Origin of the sequence: uncultured Ruegeria sp. (assembly GCF_947500045.1) — a bacterium.
In the GTDB taxonomy this organism is placed as follows: domain Bacteria; phylum Pseudomonadota; class Alphaproteobacteria; order Rhodobacterales; family Rhodobacteraceae; genus Ruegeria.
On sequence record NZ_CANMQQ010000003.1, the window covers coordinates 125,230 to 144,733 of the forward strand.

Genomic DNA, 19,504 nt, shown 5'->3' on the forward strand with positions numbered 1-19,504 from the left:
ACGTAACATGCTGGCAAACCACAGCCAATGTACATTGCACGGCTGCGGTTTGCTGATCTAATATATTACATAATACTGATTATACGTATATTGAGTCACGCTTCAAAAGAACGCTTGAAGCCCGGTTTGTGCCCGCCCCAGGATCAATGCGTGGACATCATGCGTGCCCTCATAGGTGTTTACGGTCTCAAGATTGATCATATGGCGCACAACCTGGAATTCCAGCGATATACCATTGCCGCCATGCATGTCCCGGGCCATCCGCGCGATGTCCAACGCTTTGCCGCAGTTGTTGCGCTTGATGATCGAGATCATTTCAGGCGCAGCCTCAGCCTGATCCATCAAACGTCCAACGCGCAGGCTTGCTTGCAGGCCCAGTGATATCTCTGTCTGCATTTCGGCCAGCTTACGTTGAAACAGCTGCGTTTGTGCCAGAGGACGATTGAACTGCTTACGGTCCAAACCGTACTGGCGTGCTGCGTGCCAACAGCATTCCGCAGCACCCATAGCACCCCAGCTGATGCCAAAGCGTGCACGGTTTAGGCAACCAAATGGACCTTTCAGGCCCTGCACATGCGGCAGCAAGGCGCCCTCGTCCACTTCAACGCCGTCCATGACGATTCCGCCAGTGATCGATGTCCGCAGGCTCAGCTTGTTTTCGATCTTCGGTGTGCTCAGACCCTTGGTCCCTTTGTCCAATACAAAGCCGCGAATTTTGCCATCATGGGCATCCGATTTAGCCCAGATCACAAAGACATCCGCTATCGGTGAATTTGAAATCCACATTTTACTGCCGGTCAATCGATAGCCGCCATCGATCTTTTCAGCGCGTGTTTTCATCGCGGCAGGATCTGACCCTGCATCCGGTTCGGTCAGACCGAAACATCCAATCCATTCGCCACTTGCCAGTTTGGGCAGGTATTTGCGTCTCTGTTCCTCACTGCCATAAGCAAAGATCGGGTACATCACCAACGAGCTTTGCACCGACATCATTGAACGATAGCCGGAATCCACACGCTCGACTTCACGCGCGACAAGGCCATATGCCACATAACTCGCGCCAATCCCGCCATATTCCTCGGGGATTGTTGTGCCTAGCAGGCCCATTTCCCCCATTTCGCGAAAGATATCCGGATCGGTTTCTTCGTTCTGGAAAGCCTTGGTGACGCGCGGTTGCAGTTTCTCTTGGGCATAGGCGCGCGCGCTGTCGGCGATCAGGCGTTCGTCCTCTTCCAATTGATCTGACAAACGAAAAGGATCATCCCAGTTAAAGCTTCCAAGTTCTGGCGCATCCTTGGCACGCAGGACGGGTTTTGTGTCTGGGGCGTTCATGTTGCTTCTCCGGCAGAAATAGGTTTGCGTCATCATATCCTGAGATTTATGCAAAAAACAGCAAGACATTCGCATGGTTTCATGATCAAAACGCATAGATGAGCACGAACCGCCCTATCCTACCGCCCATTACCGCGCTGCGCGCGCTCGAAGCCTTGGATCGCCTTGGATCGGCCTCGGCGGTTGCTGATGAGATGGCACTGACGCAAAGTGCAGTCAGCCGACAGCTCCAAACACTCGAGGCACACCTGAATGCTGAGCTGGTCAGCCGTGATCGAAAGCGATTATCGCTAACCAAAGCTGGGCAGGACTATGTTCAGGAAATTCGACCAGCCCTTTCACAGATCGCACAGGCGGCGATAAAACTGCATATCGCACCGGTTGGAGGGACGCTTAATCTGGCGATCCTGCCAACCTTTGGAATGCGTTGGCTGGTGCCGCGTCTTCCGGAATTCGCGCGACTTCATCCAGACATCACAATTAACATGACAACACGGCTGAGGCCCTTCAGTTTTGCGTCTGAACCCTTTGATGCAGCACTACATTTTGGCGAACCCGATTGGCCGGGAACCGACCGGTTGCTCTTGAGCATGGAGCGGGTATTACCTGTTTGCGCACCAGAACTGCTGCCGCAAGGCGAACCAGGGTCACCAGGCGATCTGCTCAAACTGCCTTTGTTGCACATCCAGACAAGGCCGCGCGCGTGGCAGGATTGGTTTCAGCAGTTGGGGGTTGATCATCCACACCCCCTGCCCGGCACGGTCCATGACCAATTCAATACGATCAATCAGGCCGCACTGCACGGGCTGGGCGTGGCTTTGATGCCGAACTATCTGGTCGAACAAGACCTTGCCACTGGCAGGCTGGTTGCCGCTTTCCCAAATGCGGTCGAGGCCATGGGAGCGTATTATCTGGTTTGGCCACACGAAAAGTCAAAAGACACATCGCTGCGACAGTTCAGACACTGGTTGGCCTCGCAGGCGCAGCCAGAAGACACCCTGCCCCGCTGAGCGTCAGCCCAGGGCGTATCCCGCCCCACGCACGGTGCGCACAGGATCCTCGCCGCCATGCTGGGTCAGCGCCTTGCGCAGGCGTCCGATATGGACATCAACGGTGCGTGTGTCGACATAGATGTCACGACCCCAGACACGGTCGAGCAGTTGTTCGCGGCTCCAGACTCGACCGGGTTTTTCCATGAAGGTACTCAGCAGGCGGAATTCGGTCGGACCAAGTTTCAGTAGCTTGTTGTCGCGGCTGACTTTGTGGGTTTCTGAATCCAGGATGATATCGTCGAACTCTAACCGGATACCCACGGTTGCTGGACGCACCCGCCGCAGTTGCGTACGGACCCGCGCCATCAGTTCCACAACTGAATACGGTTTGACTACATAGTCATCCGCGCCGGTTTCCAAACCACGCACCTTGTCGACCTCTTCGGACCGTGCTGACAGCATGATGATCGGGATCGAGCGCGTGTCGGGCCGTGTTTTCAACCGACGACAAACCTCGATGCCGCTGAGATTGGGCATCATCCAGTCCAGAACGATGATATCCGGGCGGTCTTCTTCGACCAGCAGCAGGGCTTCATCTCCGTTTTCGGCGCGTGTTACGCGGAACCCTTCGGCGTCCAGATTGTAGGCCAGCACCTCTCGCTGGGCCAGTTCATCCTCGACCACCAGAACCGTCGGTTGATCAGCGGACATGACAGCGGTCTCCTAGATCGTTTGCGAGGTGTTGTCGGCTTTGGGGCGGGCTTCGCTGGGTCTTTCGCCAGTGACGAGATAGACAACCTGCTCGGCAATCGCGGTGACGTGATCCCCCATCCGCTCAATGTTCTTTGCGATGAAATGCAGATGCATACAGGACGAAATGTTGCGCGGGTCTTCGGCCATGAAGGTCAGGAACTCGCGAAACAGGCCATTGTACATCTGGTCCACTTCCTGATCACGCTCGATCACGTCGGTGGCCAACTCGGCATCACGCTGGATATAGGCATCCAGTGCATCCCGCAGCATTCGTTCCACTTCACGCGCCATGCGGCGCAAGGCGGCGGCGCTGCCGTTGATCTCGCCTGCATTGACCAGAACGGTGGTCCGCTTGGCGATGTTTTTTGAATAATCGCCAATCCGTTCGAGGTTGGCCGAGACCTTGAGAACCGACAGAACCAACCGCAGGTCGCCTGCCGTGGGGGCCCGCAACGCGATCAGGCGTGCGGTTTCTTCGTTGATTAACTCTTCCAGTGCATCGATTGCCTTGTCGCCCTGTCGCACTTCCTGCGCCAGCTCCTCGTCACGGGTTTCCAGCGAACGAGCAGCGCCGATGATTGCGGCCTCAACCAGTCCACCCATCTTCATGATATGGGCCTGAATGGCTTCGAGATCCCGGTCGAACGCGGATGCAATATGTTGTTCGGTCATGTCTGAATACCTGTTCTCAGCCGATCCGGCCTGTAATGTAGCTTTCGGTCCGGGGGTCTTCGGGATTGGTGAAAATCTGACCGGTCTCACCGAATTCAACCAGATTACCAAGGTGGAAGAACGCCGTTTTCTGGCTGACCCGAGCCGCCTGTTGCATCGAGTGCGTCACGATCACCACTGAATATCGCTTGCGCAGATCATCGATCAATTCTTCGACCTGCGCCGTCGCAATCGGGTCAAGCGCCGAGCATGGCTCATCCATCAGCAGAACCTCTGGCTCTGTCGCCACAGCGCGGGCGATGCACAGACGCTGCTGCTGGCCACCAGAAAGGCCAGTGCCCGGTGCATCCAGACGATCCTTGACCTCTTCCCAGATCGCACCGCGACGCAAGGATTTCTCGACGAGTTCATCCAATTCCGCCTTGTTCTTTGCAAGGCCGTGGATGCGCGGGCCGTAGGCCACGTTGTCATAGATCGACTTGGGAAACGGGTTCGGTTTCTGGAACACCATGCCGACCTTGGCGCGCAGCTGCACCGGGTCAACGCGCTTGTCATAGATATCTTCGCCATCCAGCAGGATATCCCCGGTGACGCGACAGATATCGATGGTGTCATTCATCCGGTTCAAACAACGCAGGAACGTGGACTTTCCACAGCCCGAGGGGCCGATGAATGCGGTAACCGTCTTATCCTCGATCTCGACATTCACGTCCTTGATGGCGTGGGTGTCGCCATAATGGACCTGAACATTGTTCGCGGCGATCTTGATTGCTTTGGAGTCCACGGTTCTCTCCACTCGTGTCATATCGTTCATCATTGCCCCCTCTTACCAGCGGCGTTCAAAGCGGCGGCGCAGGATGACCGCAATGGTGTTCATTGTGACAAGGAAGATCAACAGAATGATGATGCCTCCCCATGCGCGTTCATAAAAGGCGGGGTCGGCACGCTTGGACCATTCGTAGATCTGTGCCGGCATGGCCGAGTTCGGTGACAGGAAGCCAGCCACGATCCCATCCGGCGGGTTCGACGCGATAAAGCCCACCATCCCGATCAACAGAAGCGGTGCGGTTTCACCCAAAGCCTGCGCCAGACCGATGATCGTACCGGTCAGAATACCGGGTGCGGCCAGCGGCAGAACATGGTGGAACACCGACTGCATTTTCGAGGCCCCTACCCCAAGCGCTGCATCCCGGATCGACGGTGGTACCGCCTTCAGTGACGCGCGCGTCGAGATGATGATCGTCGGCAAGGTCATCAGCGTCAGAACCAAACCACCCACAAGAGGCGCCGAGGTCGGCAGGTGCATGTAGTTGATGAACACCGCCAGACCCAAAATACCGAACACGATGGACGGAACAGCGGCGAGGTTCGAAATGTTTACCTCGATAATATCTGTCAGCCGGTTCTGCGGCGCGAACTCTTCAAGATAGATCGAAGCGGCAACACCGATGGGCAAAGCCAGCACCAGCACCACCAACATCATGAACAGCGATCCCAGCATGGACACACCGATCCCAGCCGCCTCGGGCCGTTGATCGGATGCGTCTGAACCAAAGATGAAATCCGGGTTGAAGGCTTTGTACAGGACCCCCGCGTCCCGCAGTTGATCGACCAAATCTAGCTGCGCGACCGAGATGCTTTTGTCATTGGCGATGGACTCGCGGGTCACACGGCCTTTCATGTAGCCATCGACCCGGCTGTTGACCAAAAAGCGGAAGCTGACCGTATTGCCGATCTCATCCGGATTGGCGATGACATAGTTCCGCAAATCGGCTTGTGCAGCCTTGGACAGGATCTTACCCATCTCCTTGGGCTTCAGATCCGTCTGAATGCCCAGATTCTGAACTTCGGTTTCCAGTGCTGTGGATATCAAGGGCGCATAGCCAAAGGTCGAAACCTTCTTGATATCCTCGATATTACGGTTGCCCTTCTTGTCCAGCTTGTCTTCTTTCAGCTCGACACTCAGCTCAAGAAAGCTTTGCTGGAATGCGCCCGTGCCAGCGGTCACGATTTTGGTAACCAGAACGACCAGCATCAACAGGCCGATACCGATAGCCGCGATGCCGTACAGCTTGAACCGGCCTTCAGCGGCATTGCGACGTTTGGTGCGTGCATCCTTGTCAAACAGCGAACCTTTGGGCTTCGCAGTAGAAGAGGTGTCAGGCGTTTGGGAAATATCGGTCATTCGTACTGCTCCCGGTATTTGCGTACGATGTAGAGCGCGAAGATATTCAGCCCCAGTGTAATGATGAAAAGGGTCAGACCCAGTGCAAAGGCCACCAGTGTTTCAGGGCTGGCAAAATCGGTATCGCCGGTCAGCTGGCTGACGATACGGGTTGTAATGGTTGTCATCGCCTCGAACGGATTGCCCGAGAACTTTGCGATCGCGCCAGCGGCCATCACGACAATCATTGTTTCGCCAATTGCGCGGCTTGCGGCCAGCAATATCGCACCAACGATCCCTGGCAGCGCTGCAGGTAGAACCACCTGACGCACGGTTTCAGACTTGGTTGCGCCAAGCCCCAGTGATCCATCGCGCATCGATTGTGGTACCGCGTTGATGATGTCATCCGACAACGACGACACAAAAGGGATCAGCATGATACCCATTACAAGACCGGCGGTCAGAACGGCGTTGGAGCTGGCCATCCATCCCAGTCCCAGCGCTCCGCCATCCCCAAACAGGGACACCAGCGCGGGACCCACGGTCAACAAGGCAAACAGACCATAAACGATGGTCGGGATACCGGCGAGTATTTCCAGCAGTGGTTTGGCAATCGAGCGGGTCACTCCTGTGGCGTATTCCGACAGGTAAATCGCCGCGAATAAACCGATCGGCACTGCCACCAGCAACGCGATAAGCGAGATGTAAAGCGTGCCCCACAGCAGCGGCAGGATCGACAGCTCGCTCCCGCCCCGGAAGTTCGGGGCCCAAGTGCTACCAAAGAAGAAATCCTTCCAGGAATGCAGTTGGAAGAAGTTCATCGTTTCGAACAACATCGACAGGACGATGCCTACAGTTGTCAGAATGGCGATTGATGCCGCCAGCAGAAGAAGTGCCAGAACCCCTTGCTCAACCACGTTTCGGGCACGGAATTCCTTGTGCGTGCGGACATAGGCAAAAGCCGCGCCCAAAAGGGCTGCCAGCAGCACAACAACTTGCATCGCGGTTGACCCGGCCGCGGTCATGCTGCGGTATTTCTGAGCGGCCATCAAAATGGGTTTTGAGATGTCCTGCGTCAGCACCTGACCCGCATCTTTCAGCGACTGGGTCAGTCCTTCGATATCCGCGCTCGCATTGCGCGCTTGCGCATCGGACAACGTGCCAGCGGCAATCGCACCGTCCAGCCCGTAGGCGACGCGGCGCACCTCGCTCATGACTAGTCCCCGGTCCGAGCCTTCGGTGATCGCGGTATCCGGGATCATGCCAGAGACGGTTTTATCCACGATCAACGGTTGCGCCAGCAGCCACAAGATCAGCAATCCCAGCGCCGGGACCAGCGCGGTCAGCGCGACATTATATCCATAGTAGGATGGCAATGAATGCAATGCGCGCGCATCGCCTTCGGCACTTGCCAATGCGCGGGTCCGACCCGCAAAATACCCAATCACTGCCAAAGCAAGCAGGATCAGCAATAGCCAGGATAGCGCCATGTGAACTCCGTGGGGATGGCAGAGTTGCAGTCAAAGGAACCGGGGCGCGTGTGAATCGCCCCGATTCGTGAGTATTCAGGGTTTAGGATCCACCGCCCAGAACGGTTTCGTTGGCAACCGCTTCTTGAACTTTGAGCAGCTCCGGATCCGACACGAGGCCGTATTCGGCCAGCGGGCCATCGGGGCCTGCAATCTCGTCCGCGACGAAGAATTCAGCGTATTCCTTTAGGCCAGGGATCACGCCGATATGAGCTTTTTTCACGTAGAAGAACAGAGGGCGCGACACTGGATATTCACCGGTTGCAATCGACTCGGTCGACGGAACGACGTCGGACATGGTTGCAACTTGCAGCTTGTCGGTGTTGTTCTCATAGAACGCCAGACCAAAGACGCCGATACCGTCCTTGTTGCTATCGATACGGGCCAGGGTTTCAGTGTAGTCGCCGTCGATATCGACCGAAACACCATCGGTGCGCAGCGCTATACAAGCTTTCTCGGCAGCTTTCTCGTCGTCGCCATTGGCGGTTTTGTAGGCTTCAAAATCGCCGGTGTGCTCACAACCTGCCAGGATTACCTTGTCTTCGAAAACTTCACGGGTGCCGTGCTTGGTGCCCGGAACGAAGGCTGCAATGGGTTGCGCCGGAAAGTTCGGGTTTACCTGGTCCCAGGTCTTATAAGGGTTATCGATCAGTTGGCCGTCGACAACAACCTGAGCAGACAGTGCTTTGTACCAATCATCCGGCGTAAACGCGAAAGTGTTGCCGTTGATGTCGGATGCGAAAACGATCCCGTCATAACCAATCTGAACTTCGATGATGTCAGTTACACCGGCGTCGGCGCAGGCTTTGATCTCGTTTTCGCGGATTTGGCGCGATGCGTTGGCGATGTCGATGGTGTTTTCGCCCACGCCTTCGCAGAAACGCTTCAGACCGGCGGACGATCCACCGGATTCAACAACCGGTGTCGGGAAATCAAAATTCTCACCGAAGGCTTCAGCAACGATCGAAGCGTAAGGCAGGACGGTCGACGAACCGGCAACCTGAACTTGATCACGGGCAGCAGCGGTGGTCGCCGAAACGGCAGCGATGGCAAGAGCCGAAGCCGACAGTTTTACAAAGGACATCTCAGTCTCCTTGAGAAAGATACGTTCTGATCATCCCCATGATGATCTGAGCGCAGCACTATGACGCGTGCGTAAGCCTTTTGTGACAGGTATGTAACAGCTTCATGACAACTCAGGAATTTCTCAGAAATTCTTAACTTGACGAGGCGTCATGACCGAATGGTCAAGGGCAGCCGCGACATCAACGGGGTAATATGACCGTAAAAACCGCGCCCTGCCCCAATTCGCTTTCAACACGTAACCGGCCACGATGCCGATTGACGATGTGCTTGACGATCGCAAGCCCCAAACCCGTTCCACCCAATTCGCGTGAGCGATGGCTGTCAGCCCGATAAAAACGCTCGGTCAGTCTGGGCAAATGTTTGGCATCGATGCCTGGACCCTGGTCGATGATCTTGATCCGCACGGCAGGGCCGCGCATTGCGGTATCCCGCTCAAACAGCCGAACGACCACATCAACTGTGCCTCCGCCTCCGCCATATTTGATTGCGTTTTCAATGAGGTTAGTCAGGACTTGACGCAACTGATCACTATCCCCGACCATCGAGATTGGTGCGCTGGGTGCATCAAGCGAGACGGTAACACCAGCATCTTCAGCCAGTGGTCGCAGAGTATTCAATGTCGACTGAATCAGGCCTGTCAGCTCCAACGGCTCCTTTGGTCTGACCCGTTCTTCACTTTCCACGCGGTTGAGCGACAGCAGATCACCGACCAGCCGGTTCATTCGATTGGCCTCATCGGCCATGATCTGCAGAAAACGATCCCGTGCGGCGGTGTCATCCCGGGCCGGGCCTTGAAGAGTTTCGATGAACCCCATCAGGGCCGTCAGTGGAGTGCGCAGCTCGTGGCTGACATTGGCCACGAAATCGCGTCGCATCTGGCCTGCCTGTTCCAGATGCGTGACGTCCTGAAACACGGCCAGTACCGCATCCGCCTCGTTAACAGATCGGCACTGCATTTCAAAGGTCGTATCCTGCGCACCGTCATTTGAAAGGTGCCGCCCCCTGCCCGGCTCTTTCGACCGAAGGCATTGCTCGATTACCTCAATGACCTGTGGCTGACGCAGGATCGTTGCGAAGTGCCGGCCTTCTATTGCCTGACCCAGCAGCGCCTGCGCCTCGGTGTTCGCGGCTATGATCCGTTCGGACTGGCCAACCAGCAAGGCGGGCATCGGAATTGCAGAGACAAATTCGGCAAGCAATGTATCGGGCATGCGTAGTCAGACCGGACGCAGGGTTTCACGAAACTTACGCATGTTTTCCTGATAGTGCAGCGCACTTAACGTCAGTTTCTGGGCTGCGGCCTCATCGATCTGCCGCACGATTTTTCCCGGCGATCCCATGACCAGCGAATTGTCGGGGATCTCTTTGCCTTCGGTGATCAACGCCCCTGCCCCGATAAGGCAATTTTTTCCAATCTTCGCTCCGTTCAGAACAATGGCACCCATGCCGATCAGAGAATTGTCACCGATTGTACATCCGTGAAGCATGACCTTGTGTCCGATGGTACAGTTTTGACCGATCGTCAGAGGATAGCCCGCATCGATATGCATCACGCAGCTTTCCTGCACATTACTGCCAGCGCCCACGCGAATTTCTTCGTGATCCGCCCGGATTGTGCATCCAAACCAAACCGAAGCTCCCTGCTCCAGAACCACCTTTCCGATCAGGTTGGCGTCTGGCGCGACCCAAGTGTCGTCGTGAATTTGTGGCTTATGTTCACCTAATGCATAGTTTGTCATGATAGGCCGTCGAACTCGGTTTGCAGGGTACGGATGTGGTTTTGCAGGCTCGGTTGTTGAATGCGGCGCATGCGTTCCGCGCTGACGATGGTCTTCAGCTTTTCTTCGGTGGCATCAAGATCATCATTGATCAGGACGTAATCGTAATAGCCCCAGTGGCTGATCTCATCCCAGCTTTTCAGCATCCGCTTGGCGATCACATCTTCGCTGTCTTGTCCACGCCCTTCCAACCGACGCCGAAGTTCGCGGATCGAAGGTGGGAGAATGAAGATCGACAAAGCGTGTTTGCCAAGGTCGGAATTCCGGATCTGCACTTCACCCTGCCAGTCAACATCGAACAGCACATCGCGCCCTTGCGTGATCGACTCACGCACAGGCCCCGCAGGCGAGCCATAGAAATTACCAAACACATGCGCGTGTTCCAACATTTGCCCGTCGGCCACTTGCTGTTTGAATGCGTCTTCAGACAAAAAGTAATACTCGCGCCCATGTTCTTCGCCAGGGCGCGGAGCACGGGTTGTGGCCGAGACCGAAAATTCCAGATCGGTATCCCAACGCATCAATCGCCGGGCCAGCGTGGATTTACCCGCACCCGAAGGCGAGGACAGAATGATTAAGAGACCTCGGCGATCCACCATGCGATTACTCCGTCCTTATTCCACGTTCTGCACTTGCTCGCGCATTTGATCGATGACCGCCTTCAGTTCCAGCCCAACCGCCGTTAACTCGGCATATTGCGATTTCGAGCAGAGCGTGTTGGCTTCGCGATTGAATTCCTGCATCAAGAAATCCAGCTTGCGACCAACCGGGCCGTCTTGCTTTAGAAGTGTACGCGCCGCTGTGACATGGGCCACCAATCGGTCGATCTCTTCTGTAATGTCCGCCTTGACCGCAATCAGAGCCAGCTCTTGCGCAACCCGTTCGGGATCGGCGCCCTGCGCATTGTCGAGGACTCGTGCCAGATTATCGCGCAAGCTCTGTTCCATTTCTTCGCGTCGACGCTCGGCCAGTTTTGCCGCCTGATCCGTTAGCTTTGCGATCTGATCTAGTTGCCCACTAAGGATACCGGCCAATGCGGCCCCTTCGGCACTTCGCATTTCAAGGAATGCTGCAAGCAAACCACCGAATTCAGATTTCAGGTGTTCAACAAGTGGAGCCGGGTCGTCAGCATCGCTCCCGGTTTCCATCATCCCTTTCAAAGCAAGAAGATCGCTTGCTTTGGATGGTGCCAATTGTATCCCACGGGCGCCTGCCAACGCTTCGGCTTGGGCCAGCGCATCCAATGCTGCCTCCATCGCCGATGTATTCAATTGGATGTCCGAAGCGGCTTCCTCACGACTCAACCGCAATGACAGCGTGACATTGCCTCGACTGACCTGTTTTGACAGTTCACCCCTCAGCGCGGCCTCAAGTCCGGTCAACCAATCCGGAAGTCGCAGGCGTAAATCCAGCCCCTTGCCGTTGACGCTGCGCAACTCCCAGTTCCAGCTATGAGGACCGAACGCCCCTTTGCCCGAGGCGAAACCGGTCATCGATTTGATCATGCCTGCCCTTTCCGTCGAATTTGCTGATCGCACCTAATGCCATTGACTGGCAGGGGGCAAGACCTTGCTCAATCCCGGATCAATTCGAAGAGGTTAACCATTCGTTAAAGAATTACTCCAAAATTGTATTAACCCATGTCAATCTTGCAGTTGAAAAGGCTGGTGGATCACAGCATTGCCCGTTAGGTGGCATTTTAATAAATAGTGAGTGGTTGGCGTTAGGGTGATGAAATGAAGAGACTTTTCGGTACTAAATCTGGTTCTGAATTTGGAAAGATCATCGCCATGGATCGATTTGACAGTGGACGCAGCCTGTCCCCTATTCGTCAGGCCGAAGCCTATTGGACCGCCTTGCTGACTGCAGATGGCGTTCCAATGCGGTCACAGATTGATCCACGCGGGCTTGAGAATATTCTGGAATACACTTTCATTCTTGAACGTATCGCGCCGGGTTTGGCCAGATTTCGGCTGGCGGGAAGCCATCTGAATAAACTGGCTGGTATGGAGGTCCGCGGCATGCCGTTAACCTCATTCTTTGAACCAAATGCCAGAGATGATGTGAAAACCGTTCTAGATCAGGTTTTTTCTGCACCCGCTGTTGCCGAACTTGGCCTCATTTCAAAAGGCAAGCTGGGCAGGATCAGCCTTCAGGCCCGCATGATCCTTCTGCCGTTAAAAAGTGATCTTGGCGATATCAGCCGAGTGTTGGGTGTAATGATTTCAGACGGAATGATCAGCGCGACACCGCGTCGGTTTACGGTGGCCGATCCGCGCGTGCATCAGGTCTCAGATATTCAGAATCCACCAAAGCCGCTACCACAAATGGCAGAGGGTTTTGCCGAAACTCAGAGCGCCTTCAACGGTGCCCCCCATCTGCGGTTGGTTTCATCACGCGAAGAATAAGAAAAACGGCGGACACTCGGCCCGCCGTTTTCAATGTAGATAAAGGAGCAGCTTAACTTGCAGCACGCTTGCTTCTGTTACGGCGTAGGTTTGTCAGCTCTTCTGCAACCAGGAAGGCAAGTTCCAGCGACTGAGATGCATTCAGACGCGGATCGCACGCTGTATGATACCGATCCGAAAGATCTTCTTCGGTCACGGCACGGACACCGCCCGTGCATTCGGTGACGTCCAAACCCGTCATTTCGAAATGCACACCGCCTGGGACGGTACCCTCGGCCTGATGCACATCGAAGAAGTCCCGCACTTCACGCAGCACGGAATCGAATGGCCGGGTCTTATACCCCGTGGCTGATTTGATCGTATTGCCGTGCATTGGATCGCAGACCCAGGTGACCTTCGCGCCCTCTTCCTTTACGGCTTTGACCAGACGCGGCAAATGCTCCCCCGCCTTACCAGCACCGAACCGCGCGATCAGAGTCAAACGCCCCTCTTCATTCTCGGGGTTCAGTTTGGACATCAGGACCTTGAGGTCTTCTGCACTTGTCGTCGGGCCGCATTTCAAACCGATCGGGTTCAGAACACCGCGACAGAACTCGACATGCGCACCGTCGGGCTGACGGGTGCGGTCGCCGATCCAGATCATATGCCCTGACCCTGCCAACCAGTTGCCCGAGGTCGAATCCAGACGCGTCAGCGCCTCTTCGTACTCAAGCAGCAGGCCTTCGTGGCTGGTGTAAAACTCAACCGATGAAAATTCGTGGGTGGTATCCGCGGTAATCCCAGCAGCACCCATGAAATCGATCGAATCCTGGATGCGGTCAGCAATTTCGGAATACTTCTGAACATCCTGCCCATCGGCAAAGCCCAGAGTCCACGAGTGCACGTGGCTCATATCCGCGAAGCCACCAGTCGAAAACGCACGCAGAAGGTTCAGCGTCGCTGCCGCTTGCGTATAGGCCTGCAGCATCTTGTCGGGATTCGGGATGCGGGCCCCGGGTGTGAACGCCAGTTCATTGATGATGTCGCCACGGTAGCTGGGCAGTTCCACGCCATCCATCACTTCGGTCGGCGCGCTGCGCGGTTTGGCAAACTGACCCGCCATACGGCCCACTTTGACCACGGGCACCTTGGCACCATAGGTCAGAACCATCGCCATCTGCAGCATCACCTTGAACGTGTCGCGGATCGCATCTGCGCTGAACTGTTCGAAGCTTTCTGCACAATCTCCGCCTTGCAGCAAGAATGCCTCACCTCGGCCCGCAGCACCCAGATGCTGTTTTAGCCGCCGTGCTTCGCCGGCAAAAACCAGCGGGGGATACTTTGAAAGCTGCGCCTCGACTTTTACCAACGCGTCCGCGTCGGTATAGTCGGGCATCTGAACGCGGGGCTTGTTGCGCCAGTTCGTTTTTTGCCACTCGGTCATAGCTTGGGTCTCCGCTGAGGTAATTCAGATCGCTTCTATACAAAAAGCATCGAAGAGAGGCCATATGCGATTTGCGCCTCTTGACGCCGCAAACAAGCTTTGAGCATGTTGACGGGCATATCTGCCGTCGCAGAGAACCCGACGCGCCCCGAATCAAGGACAGTTCGCCATGAAAGAGCAGCGCCAAGTTGTCACCGTGGATCAAGACACGGGCCAGCCGCTCAATTTCGTATTTGTCCTTTTGGACAAGTTTTCTCTGCTGTCCTTTGCGTCCGCCCTCGACAGTCTGCGCATCGCCAATCGAATGGCAAACCGCGAGCTTTATAGATGGAAGTTGACCGGCGAAGGCGGCGACCTTGTGCAATGCTCAGCCGGAACGACCTTCAAGCTGGATGCGGACCTTTCAGAATTGCAGCGAGATGATGTGATCCTGATCTGCGGCGGGGTTGATGTTCAGGCGGCGACCACGAAACGGGTTCTGAATTGGTTGCGCCGCGAAGCGCGCAAAGGAGTGAGGATTGGCGGCCTCTGCACCGCAGCCTATACACTTGCCAAGGCCGGATTGCTGGAAGGAAAACGAGCCACAATCCACTGGGAAAACTCGGACAGCTTTGCCGAAGAGTTCGACACAGTCGAACTGACCAAATCGGTGTTCCTTGTAGACGGAAACCGGATGACCACTGCAGGTGGTACATCGTCGATTGATCTGATGCTTAAGCTTATTGCAGACGACTATGGTGAGGATATGGCCAACGCTGTTGCGGATCAGATGATCTATTCCTCCATCCGCACCGATCAGGATACGCAGCGCCTGTCCACGCCGACACGGATCGGAGTGCGCCATCCAAAACTCAGCCAGGTCATTCTGATGATGGAGAAGAACATAGAAGAGCCTATCTCGCCTTCTATACTGGCCAAGGATGTTGGCATGTCGACACGCCAGCTTGAACGCCTGTTCCGCCGCTATCTCAGCCGTTCCCCCAAGCGGTATTATATGGAGCTTCGCCTGCACAAAGCCCGCAATCTGCTGATGCAGACGGATATGAGTGTTATCAACGTGGCCCTTGCCTGCGGTTTTGCCAGCCCCTCGCATTTCTCAAAATGCTACCGGGCACACTACAATACCACGCCCTACCGTGAGCGCGGTGCGCAAGGTGGGCGGTTTTCGGCTTAAGGCGACGGCGTCATCCGGTAGACAGCCCCGTTCCCAACCGAGATGAACCAGATCGATCCATCCGGGGCCTCGACAATATCCCGCACACGCTCAGTTTCGGGGCCTTTGATCTGTTCGACCTCCCGCAAGGGCGCACCCGAAAGTCTTGCGATGTAGTCAAACTTCAAAGAACCGACGAACGGGTCGCCTTTCCACGCGGGCCACAGCTTGCCTGAGTAAACCACCAATCCAGAAGGCGCGATGGAGGGGTCCCAATAGTGTTCGGGCTGCTCCATACCGGCCTTTGACGTGCCTTCACCTATTTTATGGCCCGAATAATGCACTCCGTAAGAAATCACCGGCCAACCGTAGTTGGCGCCGGGCCGGATCAGGTTGATCTCATCCCCGCCTTTCGCTCCATGTTCAGACACCCACAATCGCCCTTGCAAATCTAGATCGGCACCCTGCGGGTTGCGATGGCCGAAGGACCATATTTCCGGTCGCACATCGGCTTCGTTATTAAACGGATTGTCACTGGGTATCGAACCGTCGCGGTTGATCCGAATAACGGTTCCCATGTGGTTCGAACGATCCTGCGCATTCGGTCGATCACCGCGATCCCCGATGGTGACGAACAAGGTCCCATCACTCGCCTCAACGACACGAGAGCCAAAGTGCCGCCCTCCTGATCCACCGGGATCGGCCTCGAAAATCACTCGCAGGTTGGTCAGACGATCTCCGCTTTCAGACAACCGCGCAACAGCAACTGCCGTACCCGCCCCGCCTTTTTGCGGCTTTGAGAATGTTAGAAAAAGCTCTCGGGTTTGGCTGAAATTCCGGGCAATCGTAACATCAAGCAGACCACCCTGACCATTCGCAACCACTTTGGGCAGGCCCCTGACCCTTTTGACATCGCCATCGTCAACAAACAAAAACTCACCGTCGCGCTCAGTGATAACGTAGCTGCCGTCTGGAAGAATGCCGATGGCCCATGGCTCATCCAATCCCTTGGCCATCTGCGTGATCCGTACCGGTCCGGCGGTTGTATCGATAACGTCTGCCCAGCCCATGATAGGCCCAAAGGACAGGACGAGAATCACAAATGGCTTGAACATGTCTTTCCTCAACCCCGTTACCGGCTGGCTCATTTTGCGCCAAGCCCACCGAATCAGATAGGATAACTGCACGCAAAAGCACTTTTTCGTTAGGACTTTTCTTTTTTTGATTGCTTGCCTAGGGTCATGCCCAGAACAAAGACGTTCGTACAATAATAGGGAGTAACCTGATGAAGAAGCTGCTTACTGCAACTGCAGCAACCGCTTTGCTTTCGGGCACTGCGATGGCCGAAGACGTTAAACTGGGCGTTCTGTTTGGTTTTACTGGTCCGATTGAATCACTCGCACCAGCCATGGGTTCAGGCGCCGAGTTGGCGATGTCTGAGGTCACGGAATCCGGCAAGCTGCTGGACGGCGCGACCGTCACCAGCTCGCGTGCTGACACTGGCTGCATCGATAACGGTCTGGCGACATCGAATGGCGAACGCATGATCGCGGATGGTGTTGCTGGCATCGTTGGTGGAGACTGCTCGGGCGTGACCGGTGCGATCCTGCAGAACGTGGCTATTCCGAATGGCATGGTCATGATTTCACCGTCAGCGACATCGCCGGGCCTTTCATCCATGGAAGATAATGGCCTGTTCTTCCGCACCGCGCCATCCGACGCGCGCGAAGGCCAGATCATGGCCGATATCCTTAAGGATCGCGGCATCAATTCGATCGCGCTGACCTATACCAACAACGACTTTGGCAAAGGTCTGGCAGATGCGATCCAGACCTCGTTCGAAGCTGTGGGCGGCGAAATCACTATCGTAGCGGCGCACGAAGACGGCAAAGCCGATTATTCGGCTGAAGTTGGCGCGCTGGCCTCGGCGGGCGGAGACATTCTTGTCGTTGCGGGTTATCTGGATCAGGGCGGTCTGGGCATCATCCAGTCTTCGCTGGATACCGGCGCATTTGACACATTCGGTCTGCCGGGTGGCATGATCGGTGACTCGTTGCCTACAAATGTCGGCCCGGATCTTAACGGTTCGTTCGGTCAGATCGCCGGATCCGGCGGTGAAGGGGCTGAAAAGTACTTTGCCATGGCTGAAGCCGCCGGTTTCGATGGCTCGTCACCCTATTCGCCTGAAGCCTATGATGCCGCTGCGTTGTTCATGCTGGCGATGCAAGCCGCAGGCTCGAGCAACCCTGCCGAATATGGCGCAAAGATCATGGATGTGGCGAACGAACCGGGTGAGAAAATTTATCCCGGTGAACTGGCCAAGGGTCTGGAACTTTTGGCCGCGGGTCAGGAGATCGACTATGTCGGCGCGTCTGGTGTTGAGTTGATCGGCCCCGGTGAAAGCGCGGGTTCTTACCGCGAAATCGAAGTGATCGACGGCAAGAACGAGACTGTCAAGTTCCGTTGATCCTGCATCAAACGTCATAAAAACGAGCAGCCCGGGCCTTGTGCCCGGGCTGCTTCAATGACAAAAGGCCGCACCTCCCCTAGCGGGATGTGATAACAAGAACGCCGAACAGGGCGGCAAGGGGAAAAGATGATCGTCGTCGAAGACGTGCACAAGCATTTCGGCGGATTTCATGCGGTAGACGGGGCATCGCTGGAAATCCAAAATGGCTCGGTCACTGGTCTGATCGGACCGAACGGGGCCGGAAAAACCACTCTGTTCAATGTGATCGCGGGCGTATTGCCGCCGACCAGCGGTAAGGTGTTCATGGATGGAGAAGACATCACCGGCCTCCCCCCGCATGAGCTGTTTCACAAGGGCTTGCTGCGCACCTTCCAGATCGCGCATGAATTTTCATCGATGTCGTGCCGCGAGAACCTGATGATGGTGCCTGGTGCGCAATCAGGTGAATCGTTGTGGAATACGTGGTTCGGACGCAAGCGGATCGCTGACGAGGAACGCGCCCTGATGGCCAAGGCCGATGAGGTGCTGGAATTCCTGACCATAGAACATCTGGCGGATCACAAGGCCGGTCAGGTCTCGGGCGGTCAGAAAAAGCTGCTGGAACTCGGTCGCACCATGATGGTCGACGCCAAGATCGTATTTCTGGACGAGGTCGGCGCGGGCGTGAACCGCACTCTGTTGATGACCATCGCCGACACGATCCTGCGACTGAATAAGGAACGTGGGTATACTTTCGTGGTTATCGAGCACGACATGGATTTCATCGGCAAGATCTGCGACCCGGTCATCTGCATGGCCGAAGGCAAGGTTCTGGCCGAGGGTACTCTGGACGAGATTAAAGCCAATGAGCACGTGATTGAAGCTTATCTGGGCACCGGCCTGAAGAACAAAGACAAGCTGGAGGCCGGAACGTGACAGGCAATCCATATCAGGACGACAAGGGCAACAAGGACGCCTCGATCACCAACACGGCAGGCATGGGAACCATGACGCCCGCCCATCGCAAAAGCGGCGAGACGCACAAGGTCGAAGGTGGCCCGTTTCTGATCGGTGACACGATGACTGGGGGGTATGGCAAAGGGCCGGACATCCTGCATGAGTGCACCATTTCCGTCGACAAGGGCGAGATCGCTGTGATCGTCGGCCCCAACGGCGCGGGCAAATCGACCGCAATGAAGGCGGTGTTCGGCATGTTGGACGTGCGGGCCGGTTCCGTTCGACTGGATGGTGAGGACATCACCAATCACAGCCCGCAGGATCGAGTGACGCGTGGCATGGGCTTTGTGCCGCAGACCTCGAATATTTTTACGTCGATGACGGTGGAAGAAAACCTTGAGATGGGCGCTTTCATCCGTCGCGACGATTTCTCTGATACGATGGAGCAGGTTTTCGACCTCTTCCCGATCCTACGCGACAAACGCAATCAGGCCGCCGGAGAGCTGTCGGGCGGCCAGCGCCAGCAGGTCGCCGTGGGCCGCGCACTGATGACGCAGCCCAAGGTGCTGATGTTGGATGAACCGACCGCCGGTGTCTCACCCATCGTGATGGATGAGTTGTTCGACCGGATCATCGAGGTTTCCCGCACCGGACTGCCGATCCTGATGGTCGAGCAGAACGCCCGTCAGGCGTTGGAGATCGCAGACAAGGGATATGTGCTGGTTCAGGGGCGCAACGCCTATACCGGCACAGGCAAGGAGCTGCTGGCCGATCCAGAGGTTCGTAAGAGTTTTTTGGGGGGCTAATA

General features: G+C 55.9%; 19 protein-coding genes. 6 read left to right on the plus strand and 13 right to left on the minus strand.

Features of this window, described 5'->3' with window-relative positions:
• Positions 1 to 102: 102 nt before the first annotated feature.
• Complete coding sequence (locus Q1B46_RS06500) at positions 103 to 1,332, minus strand: acyl-CoA dehydrogenase (protein WP_299946068.1); 1,230 nt, start codon at positions 1,330 to 1,332, stop codon at positions 103 to 105.
• Positions 1,333 to 1,430: 98 nt separating this feature from the next.
• On the opposite strand from Q1B46_RS06500, the gene Q1B46_RS06505 reads away from it, so the two are divergent.
• A complete protein-coding gene (locus Q1B46_RS06505) occupies positions 1,431 to 2,342 on the plus strand; it encodes a LysR substrate-binding domain-containing protein (protein ID WP_299946071.1) in 912 nt (303 codons plus the stop codon).
• Between the two features lie 3 nt (positions 2,343 to 2,345).
• On the opposite strand, the gene phoB is transcribed toward Q1B46_RS06505, so the two are convergent.
• From phoB to Q1B46_RS06555, 10 genes are all read right to left on the minus strand, one after another.
• Complete coding sequence (phoB, locus tag Q1B46_RS06510) at positions 2,346 to 3,035, minus strand: phosphate regulon transcriptional regulator PhoB (RefSeq protein WP_299660346.1); 690 nt, start codon at positions 3,033 to 3,035, stop codon at positions 2,346 to 2,348.
• 12 nt (positions 3,036 to 3,047) lie between these two features.
• Positions 3,048 to 3,749, minus strand: a complete 702-nt coding sequence (phoU, locus tag Q1B46_RS06515) for a phosphate signaling complex protein PhoU (protein WP_299660349.1) — start codon at positions 3,747 to 3,749, stop codon at positions 3,048 to 3,050.
• A gap of 16 nt (positions 3,750 to 3,765) precedes the next feature.
• Positions 3,766 to 4,563, minus strand: a complete 798-nt coding sequence (gene pstB / locus Q1B46_RS06520) for a phosphate ABC transporter ATP-binding protein PstB (protein WP_299946075.1) — start codon at positions 4,561 to 4,563, stop codon at positions 3,766 to 3,768.
• 12 nt (positions 4,564 to 4,575) lie between these two features.
• On the minus strand, positions 4,576 to 5,934 hold the full coding sequence (gene pstA, locus Q1B46_RS06525; RefSeq protein ID WP_299660353.1) for a phosphate ABC transporter permease PstA: 1,359 nt from the start codon (positions 5,932 to 5,934) through the stop codon (positions 4,576 to 4,578).
• Positions 5,931 to 7,403 (minus strand): phosphate ABC transporter permease subunit PstC, encoded by a 1,473-nt coding sequence (pstC, locus tag Q1B46_RS06530; RefSeq protein ID WP_299946078.1) that lies wholly within the window; start codon positions 7,401 to 7,403, stop codon positions 5,931 to 5,933. The genes pstA and pstC overlap by 4 nt, the downstream gene beginning before the upstream one ends.
• An 82-nt stretch (positions 7,404 to 7,485) precedes the next feature.
• A complete protein-coding gene (locus tag Q1B46_RS06535; protein WP_299946081.1) occupies positions 7,486 to 8,526 on the minus strand; it encodes a substrate-binding domain-containing protein in 1,041 nt (346 codons plus the stop codon).
• 181 nt (positions 8,527 to 8,707) lie between these two features.
• Entirely contained in the window at positions 8,708 to 9,739 is a 1,032-nt protein-coding gene (locus Q1B46_RS06540) for an ATP-binding protein (RefSeq protein WP_299946083.1), read from the minus strand.
• A 6-nt stretch (positions 9,740 to 9,745) separates the two neighbouring features.
• The gene (locus Q1B46_RS06545; RefSeq protein WP_299946085.1) at positions 9,746 to 10,267 is read right to left on the minus strand and encodes a gamma carbonic anhydrase family protein; all 522 of its coding nucleotides are present in this window, start codon (positions 10,265 to 10,267) and stop codon (positions 9,746 to 9,748) included.
• A complete protein-coding gene (gene gmk / locus Q1B46_RS06550) occupies positions 10,264 to 10,905 on the minus strand; it encodes a guanylate kinase (RefSeq protein WP_299660365.1) in 642 nt (213 codons plus the stop codon). Before gmk ends, Q1B46_RS06545 begins: the two co-directional genes overlap by 4 nt.
• Before the next feature lie 15 nt (positions 10,906 to 10,920).
• The gene (locus Q1B46_RS06555; RefSeq protein ID WP_299946088.1) at positions 10,921 to 11,811 is read right to left on the minus strand and encodes a YicC/YloC family endoribonuclease; all 891 of its coding nucleotides are present in this window, start codon (positions 11,809 to 11,811) and stop codon (positions 10,921 to 10,923) included.
• Positions 11,812 to 12,042: 231 nt separating this feature from the next.
• On the opposite strand from Q1B46_RS06555, the gene Q1B46_RS06560 reads away from it, so the two are divergent.
• Positions 12,043 to 12,714 (plus strand): PAS domain-containing protein, encoded by a 672-nt coding sequence (locus Q1B46_RS06560; protein WP_299946089.1) that lies wholly within the window; start codon positions 12,043 to 12,045, stop codon positions 12,712 to 12,714.
• Between the two features lie 52 nt (positions 12,715 to 12,766).
• Here the strand turns inward: Q1B46_RS06560 and Q1B46_RS06565 are convergent, their stop codons facing one another.
• Entirely contained in the window at positions 12,767 to 14,137 is a 1,371-nt protein-coding gene (locus Q1B46_RS06565; protein ID WP_299660374.1) for a class II 3-deoxy-7-phosphoheptulonate synthase, read from the minus strand.
• Between the two features lie 169 nt (positions 14,138 to 14,306).
• On the opposite strand from Q1B46_RS06565, the gene Q1B46_RS06570 reads away from it, so the two are divergent.
• A complete protein-coding gene (locus Q1B46_RS06570) occupies positions 14,307 to 15,311 on the plus strand; it encodes a GlxA family transcriptional regulator (protein WP_299946093.1) in 1,005 nt (334 codons plus the stop codon).
• Here Q1B46_RS06570 and Q1B46_RS06575 read toward each other — a convergent pair.
• Positions 15,308 to 16,405, minus strand: a complete 1,098-nt coding sequence (locus Q1B46_RS06575) for a PQQ-dependent sugar dehydrogenase (RefSeq protein WP_299946095.1) — start codon at positions 16,403 to 16,405, stop codon at positions 15,308 to 15,310. The two genes, Q1B46_RS06570 and Q1B46_RS06575, sit on opposite strands and share 4 nt — an antisense overlap.
• 170 nt (positions 16,406 to 16,575) lie before the next feature.
• Between Q1B46_RS06575 and Q1B46_RS06580 the strand changes: the two genes are divergently transcribed.
• From Q1B46_RS06580 to Q1B46_RS06590, 3 genes are all read left to right on the plus strand, one after another.
• Complete coding sequence (locus Q1B46_RS06580) at positions 16,576 to 17,757, plus strand: ABC transporter substrate-binding protein (protein ID WP_299946097.1); 1,182 nt, start codon at positions 16,576 to 16,578, stop codon at positions 17,755 to 17,757.
• Between the two features lie 129 nt (positions 17,758 to 17,886).
• Entirely contained in the window at positions 17,887 to 18,675 is a 789-nt protein-coding gene (locus tag Q1B46_RS06585; protein WP_299946099.1) for an ABC transporter ATP-binding protein, read from the plus strand.
• Positions 18,672 to 19,502 (plus strand): ABC transporter ATP-binding protein, encoded by an 831-nt coding sequence (locus Q1B46_RS06590; RefSeq protein WP_299946102.1) that lies wholly within the window; start codon positions 18,672 to 18,674, stop codon positions 19,500 to 19,502. Before Q1B46_RS06585 ends, Q1B46_RS06590 begins: the two co-directional genes overlap by 4 nt.
• The last annotated feature ends 2 nt before the right edge of the window (positions 19,503 to 19,504 follow it).

What these genes read in the sequence shown, in the direction of transcription:
- Q1B46_RS06500 (WP_299946068.1), bottom strand. Translation starts at nt 1,332, where the DNA reads ATGAACGCCCCAGACACAAAACCCGTCCTGCGTGCCAAGGATGCGCCA.
- Q1B46_RS06505 (WP_299946071.1), top strand. Translation starts at nt 1,431, where the DNA reads ATGAGCACGAACCGCCCTATCCTACCGCCCATTACCGCGCTGCGCGCG.
- phoB (WP_299660346.1), bottom strand. Translation starts at nt 3,035, where the DNA reads ATGTCCGCTGATCAACCGACGGTTCTGGTGGTCGAGGATGAACTGGCC.
- phoU (WP_299660349.1), bottom strand. Translation starts at nt 3,749, where the DNA reads ATGACCGAACAACATATTGCATCCGCGTTCGACCGGGATCTCGAAGCC.
- pstB (WP_299946075.1), bottom strand. Translation starts at nt 4,563, where the DNA reads ATGAACGATATGACACGAGTGGAGAGAACCGTGGACTCCAAAGCAATC.
- pstA (WP_299660353.1), bottom strand. Translation starts at nt 5,934, where the DNA reads ATGACCGATATTTCCCAAACGCCTGACACCTCTTCTACTGCGAAGCCC.
- pstC (WP_299946078.1), bottom strand. Translation starts at nt 7,403, where the DNA reads ATGGCGCTATCCTGGCTATTGCTGATCCTGCTTGCTTTGGCAGTGATT.
- Q1B46_RS06535 (WP_299946081.1), bottom strand. Translation starts at nt 8,526, where the DNA reads ATGTCCTTTGTAAAACTGTCGGCTTCGGCTCTTGCCATCGCTGCCGTT.
- Q1B46_RS06540 (WP_299946083.1), bottom strand. Translation starts at nt 9,739, where the DNA reads ATGCCCGATACATTGCTTGCCGAATTTGTCTCTGCAATTCCGATGCCC.
- Q1B46_RS06545 (WP_299946085.1), bottom strand. Translation starts at nt 10,267, where the DNA reads ATGACAAACTATGCATTAGGTGAACATAAGCCACAAATTCACGACGAC.
- gmk (WP_299660365.1), bottom strand. Translation starts at nt 10,905, where the DNA reads ATGGTGGATCGCCGAGGTCTCTTAATCATTCTGTCCTCGCCTTCGGGT.
- Q1B46_RS06555 (WP_299946088.1), bottom strand. Translation starts at nt 11,811, where the DNA reads ATGATCAAATCGATGACCGGTTTCGCCTCGGGCAAAGGGGCGTTCGGT.
- Q1B46_RS06560 (WP_299946089.1), top strand. Translation starts at nt 12,043, where the DNA reads ATGAAGAGACTTTTCGGTACTAAATCTGGTTCTGAATTTGGAAAGATC.
- Q1B46_RS06565 (WP_299660374.1), bottom strand. Translation starts at nt 14,137, where the DNA reads ATGACCGAGTGGCAAAAAACGAACTGGCGCAACAAGCCCCGCGTTCAG.
- Q1B46_RS06570 (WP_299946093.1), top strand. Translation starts at nt 14,307, where the DNA reads ATGAAAGAGCAGCGCCAAGTTGTCACCGTGGATCAAGACACGGGCCAG.
- Q1B46_RS06575 (WP_299946095.1), bottom strand. Translation starts at nt 16,405, where the DNA reads ATGTTCAAGCCATTTGTGATTCTCGTCCTGTCCTTTGGGCCTATCATG.
- Q1B46_RS06580 (WP_299946097.1), top strand. Translation starts at nt 16,576, where the DNA reads ATGAAGAAGCTGCTTACTGCAACTGCAGCAACCGCTTTGCTTTCGGGC.
- Q1B46_RS06585 (WP_299946099.1), top strand. Translation starts at nt 17,887, where the DNA reads ATGATCGTCGTCGAAGACGTGCACAAGCATTTCGGCGGATTTCATGCG.